Source organism: Algibacter pacificus (assembly GCF_008033385.1).
In the GTDB taxonomy this organism is placed as follows: domain Bacteria; phylum Bacteroidota; class Bacteroidia; order Flavobacteriales; family Flavobacteriaceae; genus Algibacter; species Algibacter pacificus.
Window position 1 is genome coordinate 23,333 of the sequence record NZ_VOGY01000014.1, and the last position, 13,694, is coordinate 37,026.

Below are 13,694 nucleotides of genomic sequence, written 5' to 3' on the forward strand. Positions count from 1 at the left end.
CCTTGAGCAATTTTCATAAAATAATTTTTAAAAACACGAGTATGTTTGCGGTGTCTCAAATAATTGGGATTGGTGCTAGGCTTGTGTGTAATAAAGCTGCAGCCGTTCTAATTGGTCCAGCAGGAATTGGTATTATTGGTTTGATAGATAATATTCTTAGGTTAGTTCGTGGCGTAACTAACTTTGGTATTGCTTCTAGTAGTGTAAGAGAGGTGGCGTTGTTAGACCAGCAAGAAGACGAATCTAGTGCAGCCTCGGCAAGACTTATAAAAATTGTTTATATATGGGGTTTGTTTACTGGTATGTTGGGGCTGTTCGTGTTGCTTTTGTTTTCTAAACAAATTAGTAATGTTGTTTTTAAAACAGACTCAAAATACTTATGGATTATGGGGTTAAGTTTATATTTTGTCTTTAATACTATTTCGTCTATTCGTATGGCCGTTTTGCAAGCCAAGAAAAAGGTAAGCCTTATTGTTTTATATAATATTCTTTCCAGTCTTATCTCGTCGGTAATAGCCGTTTTGGTTTATTATTTTTATGGCATAGATGGCATAATTCCTGTAATAGTGTTAACGGCCATGGCTAATTTTTTATTGAGTTTGTATTTTACAAAAACAATAGCGGTTAGTAAGGTGAAAATAGCGGTTAGTCAAATATTTAAAGAAGGATTACCCATGGCTAAATTAGGACTACTTTTGTCTGTAAGTGCGGTATTTGGTCAAGTTTGTTTTTATATTATTAGGTGGTTTTTAATAAAATATCACTCGTATGAAATATTAGGAGTTTATCAAGTAGGAAACACCTTTTTAGTAAGTTATATAGGTTTGGTTTTTGCGGCTATGGCGAATGATTTCTATCCACGATTGTGTAATTATGAAGATAATGAGCAGCAGTTTAATAACTTGGTGAACGACCAAACAGAGTTTGCTTTATTAGTTGTTGTTCCTGCTGTTTTGGTGTTATACGTAATAGCTCCTTATTTAGTTCCTATTTTGTATTCTAAAGCGTTTTTAGATGTACTACTTATTTTAAAAATAGGGTTAATTGGGGTTGTTTTAAAAGCTGTAGTTTGGCCTATTGGCTTTATTGCTCTTATTAAAGGAAACAAGAAACTTTATTTGAAACAAAACCTTATTGGAGATAGTGTAAATGTGATAAGTGCCTTAGTAGGATTTTATTATTTTGGACTTTTAGGTTTAGGTATAGCTATGGTTGTTATGTTTGTAATATCGGGTATTTATACCTACGTAACTGTAATGAAACATTATCAGTTTAAATATAGAAAAGATACCTTGTATATTATGTTGACAGCAATACTAGTTTGTGCGTTAGTGGTATTGGTGTTTTTAGTTTACGATTTTAAAGGTTTTAATATCGTGTTATTTATTATGGCTGTTTTTTCAATGTTGTATTCTTTTGTTAAACTGCGTAATAGACTTCTAAAGTAAGTGTGAAGCTATTAGTATTAGCATATATTAAAAATGTCTGTATTTAAATTTTAACCACAAAATAAAATACTTTAGACTAAGTAAAATATTAAATTGTTTTAAGTTTTCTTTTAGTTCCAATCGTATCTTTTCCATAGAAGCTTGATCTTCTTCTTTGTTTAAATTCATTTTAAACGTTTTTTTTACAATACTATATGTAGCGTGTTTAAACTTTAAAGCTTTTTTATTAAATCTTAAATAATTTGTGTTTCCTAAAGAGGTTTTAAGTTTTAACCGTTCAACCAAAATGTTATCGACATAAAGGATATGGTATTGGCGTGCTGTTCTTAGCCAAAAATCATAATCTTCGTAAACCAGGTTTTCATCATAACCGCCTAGCGCTTTGAACGTTTTTGTGTTGATTAAAGCACTTACAGAGCAAATAGTGTTGGAGTGGTTTAGTATATTTTTATAAATAAAACCATGTTCTGGTTTGGTTGTTTTTTTGAGGAGAGAAAACTTGTTGTAGTAAGTGTATCTGGTTTCGCTGTTTAGATCGATTACTCTGGCATTCCCAAATACAATACCTATAGGTATGGTGGTGTGGGTGTTAAAAACAGAAACTTGGGTTTCAATACAATGAGGTAATAATACATCATCTGCCGCTAAATCTAAAAAAAAACAGCCTTTAACATGCTTAAATGAAGCATTAACTGATTTGGTAAGGCCAAGGTTTTTACTGTTTTTAATAAGTAAACCGGTGTTGTGTTTTAAAATCCATTGGTTAATAATTTCAATAGAATTATCGTCGCTATAATCATCTATAATTATTAATTGGATATTGTTGTAGGTTTGGTTTATAACCGAGTTGAGTGTTTTTTCTACATATGCGCTCTGGTTATAGCAGGAACATACTACCGTTACTAATGGGGGTGTGTTTAACATTGGACGTATTTAAAAACCGAAGGCTAAATTTATTTGTTGAGTTATATTAGCTTACTTACAAATATACTATGAGTTTCAAGTTTATAATTATATTTGTTGGTAAATCTAAACTTTTTAAAAATGACTAATGGTAATATACCACATGTATGCATTCTTGTGGACTGTTTAACGGGTGGAGGCGCAGAAAAGGCGGCATCATTATTATCAAAATCTTTTTATGAAACAAAAAAAGTTAAGGTTTCCATAGTTTCAATGCAAGGTGGGATAGATTACGATTTTAAAGGAGAATTGTACAATTTAGGAGGAATTAAGCATAACATTCCTTTTTTTAAAACCATTAAAAAATTATTTCAACTTAAAAAAGTATATAAACAAATTAACGCCGATTTTTATTTAGATTTTAGAGTGAAAAATAATGTTTTTAGAGAACTTATTTTTCATCTTTTTATTACAGATTTAAAAAAAACAGTACTTACAATTCATTCCTATAGGGTGTATAATTATTTACCCCAGCACATAATTTTTTATAGATTATACAATAAAGCCAAGGCGGTTGTTGTTGTGTCAAAGGGGATTTATTTTGAGGTTAAGAAATTGTATGATTTTAAAAACTTAATTTATATACCAAATTTTTACAATAAGGATATTATTGTAAAAAGTCAACAAATAAAAAAAACTTTCGATAAGCCTTTTATAGTAGCCGTTGGAAGATTGAAAAATGAAGTAAAACAGTTTGATAAATTAATACTTGCTTATAAAGATACCTATGCAGCTAAACATAAAATTCCTCTTTATATTTTAGGAAGAGGTGAGGATAAAAAGGTCTTAGAGCATATTATTTTAGATCATAAATTAAATGATATTGTAAAATTATTAGGGTTTAAAAAGAATCCTTATCCGTATATAGCACAAAGCGAATTTTTAATATTATCTAGTAAAATTGAAGGGATGCCAATGGTTTTAGTTGAGTCTTTAGCTTTAGGAACACCAGTAGTATCTTTTAATTGTAAAACAGGACCATCAGAAATAATTAACCATAATGAAAATGGCATTTTAGTTGAAGATCAGGATTTTATTGCATTTAAAAATGCGATGGATATAATGTGTTCCAACAAAGAATTATATGTAAATTGTAAGGCTAATAGTAAAGCTTCGGTATGTAAGTATTCTAACGATGCCGTCTATAATAAATGGGCGAAGTTATTACATATTTACTAAAAGTTTTGTGTTTAATTTGTATTATAGAAAGAAGTTAGGTTTGTTTTAATACTTGCATAAAGGTTGTTAATTATTTTGTTTTTTGCTTAATAACCTTATATTACCAAGATAGAAATGAATAGTTAAATCTGTGAGTCATAAGAAAAAAGGAAATTTATTTTTTAGGATACTATCAATAGAAAAATAGATACTCGCCTTAGGGGATAATTTTGTGAAATTAGCGCGACCTGTTATTTGGCTATACTAGAGAAGATGAACCTAATTGATTAAAAAAATAGTGATGATTAAAACGACAATTAAAGATCTTCAAATTATAGATATACCGAAAATAAGCGATCCCAGAGGGAATTTATCTGTAATTGAAAAAAACACTTTACCATTTGAAGTGAAACGGGTTTATTACTTATATGATGTGCCAAGTGATTCCTATCGAGGTGGGCATGCTCATAAAAAATTGTATCAATTTTTAGTTTCTTTAAGTGGTAGTTTTGATGTACTTCTAAAAGATGGTGAAAACCAAACAAAATTTACTTTAAATAAACCAAATAAAGGGTTGTTAATTGTTCCCGGAATATGGAGAGAATTAGAAAATTTCTCATCAGGTTCTGTATGTTTAGTTTTGGCGTCGGATGTGTTTGATGAATCCGACTATATCAGAGATTTTACCGATTTTAAAAGTTTTGTAAAATCAAAATAACACCAAACTGATTTTAACTCTATTAAATGAAAAAAATTTGTGTAGTTACCACGTCGTTGGCTAAAGGTGGAGCCGAAAGATCTACAGCCATATTAACAAGGATGCTTTTTAAACTTAAGCACGACGTTCATGTTGTAATTACTAAAAATGATATCGATTACGAATTTTCTGGAACACTGTTTAATTTGGAGGAAAAGTATGGAGCGAATCTATCTGGTTTTAAAAAAATAAGAATTCTAAAATCTTATTTTAAAACTCAAGATTTCGACGTCATTATCGATAACCGAACACGACCTATATTTCTTAAAGAATTTGTACTACATAATTTTGTGTTTAAGGCCAAAACAAAGGTTTTTGTGGTTAGGAGTTTTTGTTTAAATTATTATTTTCCTCACCATCCATTTTTGGCTAAATTATTATATAAAAACAAGTCGAAACTTGTAACGGTAAGTCAAGAAATAAAACAGGCAATAACCAAAAAATATAGTTTAACCAATAGCACTTTAATCTATAATGCCACAGGAATTGAAACAATTGTAGCTCAAGCCAATGAAAAAATAAATGTAAACGATACTTATGTGCTTTGGTATGGACGCATTGAGGAACGTGTTAAAAACCTTTCCTTGCTTTTGAGTGCTTATAAAACCTCTGCTTTACCTAGTAGAGGCATTAAGCTGTATGTGGTAGGACAAGAACAAGATGAAACAGGTTTTAGTGAAAAAATAAAAGCCCTCCAACTTGAAGATAACGTGGTGCATATACCATTTTTAAAGAATCCTTTTCCTTATGTAAAAAAAGCAAAATTTACGGTGTTAACCAGCTATTTTGAAGGGTTCCCTAGAGTGTTAATAGAGTCTTTAATTTGTGGAACTCCTGTTGTTTCTGTAAATTGTAAATCGGGGCCAAAAGAAATTATTAAAGATAAGTATAATGGTTTACTGGTAGAAAATCATAATATAAACGCTTTAGCCGAGGCGTTTAATAGTTTCATTGAAAATAAAGTTCTTTATACCACCTGTAAAAATAATGCTAAAATTAGTGTCGATCAGTTTAGTATTGAAAACATTACAAAGGATTGGCAGATTTTTTTGGAATCTTTAAACTGACTTTAAAAAACAATCTTAATTGTAGGCCGTAAAGTAAATGTTCTTTTTTATAAGAAAGCTATGTATTTTTTTTGCGAGTTTGGTGGTAAAAACTGGAGCAATTAAAAGTAGGCGCTGTTTGGAGTTTAATAGAGATTTATCAATGGTTGGATATAGTTTCTTAAACGTGGTTTTGTTGTTTGCAAGTTTACATTGAATGGCCAGCGAATATTTATTTAGAGTTAAATATTTTTTTAAATAAGGGAAGGCCTCTTCTTCTGCTTTAAAACTATTAAACAATTCGTATTTTATGTCTTGGTGATGACTTTCTTTTGATAAGCTACCAACCACCGTTTTATCATACCAACATGTGGTTACTGGGTTAAATACAATGGTTTTTTTAAGACCAAATTTTATTAGTAAATCAAGATCTTCTACTACGGGATATTTGGGGTTGAAACCTCCAATATCATCAAAACTTTTTTTATTGAATGTAATAGCCGAAGTCCAACCTATGGGGTGGATACAACTGGCTTTAAAATAATTGTCAATAATATGGGGGTGTGCTTTTTTTGGTGAACTATATCGGGCATTTATAATGTGATTTTTAGATAGTTTTAATGCATAGGCATTACAAAATAAATCAGCTTCAGGGAATTTTTGAATACTATTATAATGTTCCTGTAAATGGTTTGGTTTCCAAAAATCATCGGCATCTATTAACGCTATGTATTTACTGTTGGCTTTTTTTATACCCAAATTTCTAGCCATAGAAACACCTGAGTTGCTTTGGTTATAAATAACCAGTCTATCGTCTGTTATTTGGTGTACTTCATCAATGCTTCCATCGTTGGAGCCATCATTTATTACAATAATTTCAAAATCCTTAAAACTTTGATTTAAAACACTTTTCAAAGTGTTTTTTATATAGGGTTTTTTATTATACAACGGAATAATTACAGAAAAAAAAGGCATAATTTAGTTATGTTTAGAGTGTTCCCTTAAAATTTTATTTCCAATAATTTTAGCCGAATTCAAATTTTGATCTGTTAAAAATCCAGGAATTAAATAATTAAACAAAAATTCATTTAAAAAAATGTTGAGTTCATGTTCATTTGGGGTAAAATCTAAAGCTCTACAAAGCAACTGGTTTAAATTGTCATGTTTGGTATATTTAATACATAATTTGGGGTGATCATAATAAGCATTTCCTAAAACTACAACCGTTTTTTTTAACGAAATCGCTTCTATTCCTGTGGTAGAATTGTTTACAATAATTACATCAGCAAGATTTAAACTTTTGTTAATCGAGGCACACGTATCAAAATAAATGTTGTGTGTATCACAGAAATCGTAAAGTTTTTTTTCGTATTTCCCTCTGTAAATTGGGTGTTCTCGCAAGTACAGTTTAGAGTTTGCAGGAAGGTTTTTATAAATGTTTTTAACCATTTGGTAATGATTACTAAAATATGGGCTATGATACACCAAGTTAACATCCATTGGTACTTGTAAAATAAGCAAAAATTTATTTGTAGTACTGTGAGCTTTAAAAGAAAACTCCCTTTGATTTTTGTTAATATTTATTTTTGGGAAAGTGTCTGAATACTTTAAATCGGGTGGGTAGAAATAAGTATTATGGAGTAATTTATCTATGGTTAAGTCGATCGCTCTATAGAACGGCGACCGTTTGTATTTTATTGTTTTAGGACGATTTATAAAGGCTTGGATATCTTTTTGTTGTTGTGGTGTCAATTGATCTTTCTTTGCTATTTCAAACTGTCTAATAGATGCGTTGGCATTAACCCCTTGTTCATCAAAAAAAGTGGTGTCAAAAGGACCTAACTCTATAAAGTAGACTTTGATGTTAAGTGATTTTGCTATTTTTTTTGTTATTTCAATAGATAATCTCGAGTCGCCAATTAGTAGAATTGCATCTGGTTTAAAAGAAGTAAACTCTGCATGAATAAGGTCTATATATGAAACAGCTTGAAGCAATAAATTCCGTTTAGAAATATTTTTATTTAGTTTTAAATGAAACGCTATAATACTTTCAAAGGATATATTTTTATAAGCATTTTGATGGTTAATGATATTTAAATACTTTTTTTTATTAACCAGAGCATTTGCCCAAGATTTAAAGGATAAAAGCGTGGAGGGGGTTAATCTAAAAATAGAATATAAATACCCACTAAAATAAAGACTTAAAATTTTTATGTTTAAGGCAGGGGATGCTTTTTTTAGACCTAAAAAAAACCTTGAAAACTTATCGTAATACCCAATACAAAGTATTTTCATGTTGAAAACCTAATAAATGAAACCATAAAACACTTTTACCCCTTTCGTTGCACCACCTCATAAACCGCATTCTCATCGCACTTCAACGTTTTGCTTGGGTATTTTAAAAGCAAAGCATAATCGTGGGTAGCCATTAAAATGGTATTGCCGTTTTTGTTAATATCTTGCAGCACTTCCATAACCTCAATACTGGTTTGTGGATCTAAATTTCCTGTAGGTTCATCGGCTAAAATAAGCTCGGGATTATTAAGTAAAGCACGGGCAATGGCCACACGTTGCTGCTCGCCCCCCGAGAGTTCGTGCGGGAATTTAAAGCCTTTGGTTTTCATGTCAACCTTGTTTAAAACATCTTCAACACGAGTGTTCATTTCAGCTTTATCTTTCCAACCCGTTGCTTTTAAAACAAATAGTAAATTATCGTTTATCGTGCGGTCGGGAAGTAATTTAAAATCCTGAAAAACCACACCTAATTTTCGTCGTAAAAAAGGAATTTCTTTTTCTTTTAAGGTTTTTAGGTTGAAATCTACAATATGTCCTTCTCCTTCCGTTAAGGGTAAATCGCCATAAAGTGTTTTCATAAAACTACTTTTTCCGGTACCGGTTTTACCAATTAAATACACAAATTCTCCTTTGTTAATTTTAACATTAACATCAGAAAGCACCAAGCTTTCTCCTTGAAAAATAGAAGCGTTTTTTAATTCTAAAATGGCATTCGACATAAAAGCGGATTTTAAAGTGATGTAAATGTATTATTAAAAACTGAAAGGCTAAAAGTTAAGCATAAAAAGTTTTAGACTTCGTTTTAATTTTAAATATAATGCTATTGTTTTTTTTACTAAAGTGTATAATACAAAATTCAAAACAAAAAGAAAACTTAAAATTTTGCGACTTATTGTAATTATGGCACAATTATTTCGTTATAGATTTATTATATAATTATCTTTGATTTTAAATAAAAAACATATTGTTAATGATTAAGAATAATATTTTTTCCCTGTTAGTTGCTATTGGTTTTAGTGGTCAAATTATGGCTCAAAAATCGGCAGTTTATACCGGTGACTTGGTGGAGTATCAAAAAGCATTATCACTTTATAATAATCAACAATACTTAGCCGCTAAGTCTTTGTTTAGTGCGGTTGAAAAAACAGCAGATGCTGAGCTTTTACAATCCGATTGTGCTTACTACATCGCTAATTGTGCGGTACGTTTAAATCAGCAAAACGCCGATCAACTTATCGAGAATTTTGTTGAAGATTATCCTACGAGCACCAAGAGAAATACCGCTTTTGTGGATGTTGCCGATTACTATTTTGCAAACGGAAAATATGCTTATGCCCGTAAATGGTACAAAAAAGTAGATGTAAATGCCTTAGGTAAATCTGAAAAAGAAAAATTCTATTTCAATAACGGTTATACCGCCTTTTTAACAAAGCAATTTAAAGATGCAAAGAAATATTTAGCTAAAGTTGAAGACTCCCAAGAATACGGATCTCAGGCTAAATATTATATCGGTTTTATGGCTTATGAAGGGGACGATTACGAAAAAGCCAATGAGTATTTCGAACAGGTAAACGACCAAGAACGTTACCAAGAAAAACTATCATACTATCAAGCGGACTTACATTTTAAATTAGGAAAATTTGAAGAAGCTATTACATTGGCCAAAGAGCAGTTGGATAAAAGTGATGCGGATGAAGTGTCCGAACTTTCTAAAATTATCGGCGAAAGCTATTTCAACTTAGAGAAATATGCGGAAGCCATTCCTTATTTAACAGCATACAAAGGGAAGAAAGGCACTAGAGATCGTGTTGGAAAATGGAGTAATACCGATTATTATCAATTAGGCTACGCCTATTATAAACAAGGTGATTTTGAAAATGCTGTATCCGAATTCAATAAAATTATTGGCGGTAAAAACTCAATTGCTCAAAACGCGTATTATCATTTAGGTGAAAGTTATATTCATTTAGGTAAAAAACAAGAAGCTTTAAATGCCTTTAAGAATGCTTCGGAAATGGATTTCGATTTAAAAATTCAGGAAGATTCTTGGTTGAATTATGCTAAAATTAGTTATGAAATAGGAAACTCCTACCAATCGGCACCGCAAGTATTAGCTGGTTATTTAGAGAAGTATCCAAATACAAGTTATAAAGAAGAAGTGGAAACGCTTTTGATCGACTCTTATATTACCTCTAAAAATTATAAAGAAGCTCTAGAATTATTACAAGGCAAGCATAGTTTTGAAAATAAGGTAGCTTACCAAAAAGTGGCTTTTTATAGAGGATTAGAATTGTATAATGAAAACAAATTTAAAGAAGCTGCCGCGCTTTTTGATGGTTCTTTAAAAGAGCAACAAGACCAACGTTTTACAGCAAGAGCGACGTTTTGGAAAGCTGAAACCGATTATAACTTAACAAACTACGATGATGCTTTAATTGGGTTTAAACAATTTCAGTTACAAACGGAAGCGTCATCTACACCGGAGTTTGAAAATCTTGATTACAACTTAGCTTACACCTATTTCAAACTTAAAAACTATGGGCAAGCAACAACTTACTTTAACCAATTTATTTCAAATAAAAATAATGACAAAGTGAGATTGAATGATGCTTATTTACGTTTGGGTGATGCGTACTTTGTGTCTAGCGAATATAGTAGTGCGATTAATGCTTACGAAAATGCTATTAGATTAAATGAAATAGAATCGGATTACGCTTACTTTCAAAAAGCGATTAGTACTGGTTATGCCGGGAATGCTTCAGGAAAAATAAGTGAATTAAACAGTTTTATTTCGAAATATCCAAAATCGAAACTTCGTGATGATGCCATGTTCGAACTGGGGAATTCCTATGTAAAAGCCAACCAAACCGATAAAGCGATGCCGGTTTACGATCGTTTAGCAAACGAATATAAAACGAGTGCTTTTGTGCCAAAAAGTTTGTTGCGTCAAGGATTGGTCTATTATAACGCGAGTCAAAATGAGCAAGCCTTGGTGAAATTTAAAAAAGTAGCTAAAGATTACGCGGGCTCTGCAGAAGCTGTTCAAGCCGTTGCAACTGCAAGATTAATTTATATCGATTTAGGGCGTGTTAATGAATACGCGGTTTGGGTAAAGCAACTGGATTATGTTGAAGTTACCGATGCCGATTTGGATAACGCCACTTATGAAGCTGCTGAAAAACAATATTTAGATAATAATACAGATAAAGCCATTACGCAGTTCAATAAATATTTAAGCGAATTTCCACGCGGCTTACATGCGTTACAATCGCATTTTTACCTAGCGCAACTGTATGCTAAAACCAATTTAATGGAAAATGCTGCCCCACATTATAAATATGTTGTGGATGCGTCCAGAAGTGAATATACCGAGGAAGCCTTATCAAAATTATCACAGTTTTATTTAAGTTCGAAAAATTGGAATTCCGCCATGCCTATTTTATCAAGATTGGAAGGCGAAGCTAATTTTCCGCAAAACGTCATTTTTGCACAGTCTAATTTAATGAAAGCGAATTACGAATTGAATAACTATGATGCTGCCGTTTCCTATGCTGAAAAAGTTTTGAAAAATTCTAAAATCGATAATAAAATTAAAGCCGATGCTCAAGTTATTATCGCGCGTTTAGCCATTAAAACAAACAATGAAACTTTAGCAAAAACAGCTTATGCCCAAGTAGAGCAAGTTGCTACGGGAGAAACAGCTGCCGAAGCGTTATATTACAATGCGTATTTTAAAAATAAAGAAGGACAGCACGAAGCATCAAACGTTACGGCTCAAAAATTGGCGAAAGATTTTTCAGGATATAAATATTATAGTGCGAAAGGTTTAGTGCTTATGGCGAAAAATTTCTACGCTTTAAAAGATGCTTTTCAAGCTACCTATATTTTAGAAAGTGTTATTAAAAACTTTGCTACATATACAGATGTTGTTGAAGAAGCTAAAACGGAATTAAGTAAAATTAAGAAAGAAGAAGCTAAAACAAACTCCTCTATTTTACCGGAAGATTAAAGGGGGAGTGACCGTTGAAATCTTAGAATTTAATTAAGAAATAAAAATTATATAATATGCGCAAGCACATCAATAAAATATTAACCGTTGCCACCACATTAGTCGCAACATTTGGGTATGCACAAAGCAAACAGAATGATACCATTAATACGGGTGTTATCGATATTGTTAAACCCTACGCGCCATCTATTTCCGATGCTTTTAAAGTAAAAGAAACGCCAATTTTGGACGATGCCACTACCGATACCAAAAAAGATATTAAATACAATATCTTTTCGTTTCCAGTAGCATCAACCTTTACGCCATCAAAGGGAAAAGCGGCTGTGGTAGAAAAAACAAAACCTGTAAAATTATACGATAATTATGCTTCTTTAGGGGTTGGAAGTTACACGTCTATTTTGGGCGAGGTCTATTTAAATCATGCCATTAACCGTAACGAAAGTGTTGGTGGATATGTAAGTCACCATTCATCGGGCGGCGATATCGATGGTGTGGCATTCGATAATGGCTTTTCAGATTCAAAAATAAATGTGAATTACGCTAGCCGAACCCGATATATGGCATGGAATGTAGACGGTGGTTTTCAATACCAAAAATATAACTGGTACGGTGTTCCAGAAGTAGAAGTTTTAGCAGCACAAGCCGATAATATCGATGTGGCACATACCTACTATAACGCTCACGTTGGTGGCGATTTTAGTTTCGAAGATACTTATATAAACTCTGGAAGTGTGTTTTTTAGACGCTTTGGAGATAACCAAGGTTCGGGTGAAAATAGATTTATTGCCAAAGGAAAAGTTGATATTCCTGTGAATAGAGAAGAAATTTCAACCGAAATAAAAATCGATTATTTAGGCGGTACATTCGATCAAGATTTTTCTAATCCTACCGATATCGAATACGGTAATATTCAAGTCGGGCTTATGCCAACTTATCAAATAGTGCAAGACGATTTAACTTTAAATTTAGGAATTTCAGCCTATTTTTTAAACGATACCGCAAATAGCGAAAGTAAATTTTATATCTACCCAAACATCACAGCAAGTTACCGTTTGGTTAGCGATGTGGTTATTGCTTTTGGAGGTTTACAAGGCGATTTAATTCAGAATTCATATTACGATTTTGCAAACGAAAATCCATACCTATCACCAACATTATCCATTACGCCAACCGATCAGCAATACAATGCTTACCTGGGGTTAAAAGGAAAGTTATCTAGCGCCATGAGCTACAGTATTAGTGGTAGTTACGCTTCCGATCAAAGTAAAGCTTTATACCGCACCAATGTTATTAGAAGTGCGCCTGGACGTCCTTACGATTACGGAAATTCATTCGGAATGGTTTACGATAACATCACAACTTTCGGACTTTCCGGAGAAATAAATGTGGACGTCAATCGTAATTTCAACTTAGGCATAAAAGCCGAATATTTCAGTTACGATACCGATACCCAAGCCGAAGCCTGGAATTTGCCAGAGGTAAAAGGAAATCTGTTTTTAGATTATCAAATAGACCAAAATTGGTTTGCGGGTGCTAATTTATTTTTCATGGGCGAGCGTCAAGATCTTTTAGAACCAGAGACTTCAAACGCGACGCCAATAACTTTAGACAGCTATTTCGATGCCAATGCGCACCTGGGCTATCACATAAACGAGCAAGTTTCCGTATTCGCAAAAGCCAATAATATTGCCAATAATAATTATCAACGTTGGTTAAATACACCAGTGCAAGGCATTCAGTTTTTGGCCGGCGCCACGTTTAAATTCGATTTTCAGTAACCGACTTTTTACTTTTTCAAAAACAGAAAAATAATAACCATAACCCTGAACATGTTTCAGGGTTTTGTGTTTTTTGAGCGTTACCCTCCGGGTCGGGCTTTCCGCTATATCTTTTTAAAAGGTTCGCTTTTGGTGCTAAAACAGGTTATTTTGTTTAATTCATGGTTTATCAAAAAAAATTTTTCCAATTAGGTTTAAAAAGGATGCCGCATCAATCCCTAACGCGGGTCAGCCCGCTAA

10 protein-coding genes are annotated in these 13,694 nt (G+C 32.2%); 6 read left to right on the forward strand and 4 right to left on the reverse strand.

What is annotated here, in order from left to right; translation table 11 throughout:
* The first annotated feature begins 2 nt into the window (after positions 1–2).
* Positions 3–1,448: an oligosaccharide flippase family protein gene (locus FQU21_RS15585; protein WP_147678941.1), complete on the forward strand. Its 1,446-nt coding sequence runs from the start codon at positions 3–5 to the stop codon at positions 1,446–1,448.
* A 27-nt stretch (positions 1,449–1,475) separates the two neighbouring features.
* Here FQU21_RS15585 and FQU21_RS15590 read toward each other — a convergent pair whose 3' ends face one another.
* Positions 1,476–2,372, reverse strand: a complete 897-nt coding sequence (locus FQU21_RS15590; RefSeq protein WP_147678942.1) for a glycosyltransferase family 2 protein — start codon at positions 2,370–2,372, stop codon at positions 1,476–1,478.
* Positions 2,373–2,492: 120 nt separating this feature from the next.
* Here FQU21_RS15590 and FQU21_RS15595 point away from each other — a divergent pair, with 120 nt between their 5' ends.
* The 3 genes from FQU21_RS15595 (at position 2,493) to FQU21_RS15605 (ending at position 5,393) form a co-directional block, all read left to right on the forward strand.
* Positions 2,493–3,590: a glycosyltransferase gene (locus FQU21_RS15595; RefSeq protein ID WP_147678943.1), complete on the forward strand. Its 1,098-nt coding sequence runs from the start codon at positions 2,493–2,495 to the stop codon at positions 3,588–3,590.
* A 280-nt stretch (positions 3,591–3,870) separates the two neighbouring features.
* Positions 3,871–4,287, forward strand: a complete 417-nt coding sequence (locus FQU21_RS15600; protein WP_147678944.1) for a sugar 3,4-ketoisomerase — start codon at positions 3,871–3,873, stop codon at positions 4,285–4,287.
* A 26-nt stretch (positions 4,288–4,313) separates the two neighbouring features.
* A complete protein-coding gene (locus FQU21_RS15605; protein ID WP_147678945.1) occupies positions 4,314–5,393 on the forward strand; it encodes a glycosyltransferase in 1,080 nt (359 codons plus the stop codon).
* A 15-nt stretch (positions 5,394–5,408) separates the two neighbouring features.
* On the opposite strand, the gene FQU21_RS15610 is transcribed toward FQU21_RS15605, so the two are convergent.
* The 3 genes from FQU21_RS15610 to FQU21_RS15620 are packed head-to-tail and all read right to left on the reverse strand — an operon-like array spanning position 5,409 to position 8,386.
* On the reverse strand, positions 5,409–6,347 hold the full coding sequence (locus FQU21_RS15610; RefSeq protein WP_147678946.1) for a glycosyltransferase family 2 protein: 939 nt from the start codon (positions 6,345–6,347) through the stop codon (positions 5,409–5,411).
* A gap of 3 nt (positions 6,348–6,350) precedes the next feature.
* Positions 6,351–7,667, reverse strand: a complete 1,317-nt coding sequence (locus tag FQU21_RS15615) for a capsular polysaccharide export protein, LipB/KpsS family (protein ID WP_147678947.1) — start codon at positions 7,665–7,667, stop codon at positions 6,351–6,353.
* A gap of 35 nt (positions 7,668–7,702) precedes the next feature.
* Entirely contained in the window at positions 7,703–8,386 is a 684-nt protein-coding gene (locus tag FQU21_RS15620) for a cell division ATP-binding protein FtsE (RefSeq protein ID WP_147678948.1), read from the reverse strand.
* 251 nt (positions 8,387–8,637) lie between these two features.
* Here FQU21_RS15620 and FQU21_RS15625 point away from each other — a divergent pair, with 251 nt between their 5' ends.
* Positions 8,638–11,676 (forward strand): tetratricopeptide repeat protein, encoded by a 3,039-nt coding sequence (locus tag FQU21_RS15625; RefSeq protein WP_147678949.1) that lies wholly within the window; start codon positions 8,638–8,640, stop codon positions 11,674–11,676.
* A gap of 56 nt (positions 11,677–11,732) precedes the next feature.
* Entirely contained in the window at positions 11,733–13,454 is a 1,722-nt protein-coding gene (locus tag FQU21_RS15630) for a TonB-dependent receptor (RefSeq protein ID WP_147678950.1), read from the forward strand.
* Positions 13,455–13,694 lie beyond the last annotated feature (240 nt).

Excerpts from the sequence above, each read along its gene's own strand:
- FQU21_RS15620 (WP_147678948.1), bottom strand. The coding sequence starts at position 8,386 with ATGTCGAATGCCATTTTAGAATTAAAAAACGCTTCTATTTTTCAAGGA.
- FQU21_RS15630 (WP_147678950.1), top strand. The coding sequence starts at position 11,733 with ATGCGCAAGCACATCAATAAAATATTAACCGTTGCCACCACATTAGTC.
- FQU21_RS15625 (WP_147678949.1), top strand. The coding sequence starts at position 8,638 with ATGATTAAGAATAATATTTTTTCCCTGTTAGTTGCTATTGGTTTTAGT.
- FQU21_RS15605 (WP_147678945.1), top strand. The coding sequence starts at position 4,314 with ATGAAAAAAATTTGTGTAGTTACCACGTCGTTGGCTAAAGGTGGAGCC.
- FQU21_RS15615 (WP_147678947.1), bottom strand. The coding sequence starts at position 7,667 with ATGAAAATACTTTGTATTGGGTATTACGATAAGTTTTCAAGGTTTTTT.
- FQU21_RS15590 (WP_147678942.1), bottom strand. The coding sequence starts at position 2,372 with ATGTTAAACACACCCCCATTAGTAACGGTAGTATGTTCCTGCTATAAC.
- FQU21_RS15595 (WP_147678943.1), top strand. The coding sequence starts at position 2,493 with ATGACTAATGGTAATATACCACATGTATGCATTCTTGTGGACTGTTTA.
- FQU21_RS15600 (WP_147678944.1), top strand. The coding sequence starts at position 3,871 with ATGATTAAAACGACAATTAAAGATCTTCAAATTATAGATATACCGAAA.
- FQU21_RS15610 (WP_147678946.1), bottom strand. The coding sequence starts at position 6,347 with ATGCCTTTTTTTTCTGTAATTATTCCGTTGTATAATAAAAAACCCTAT.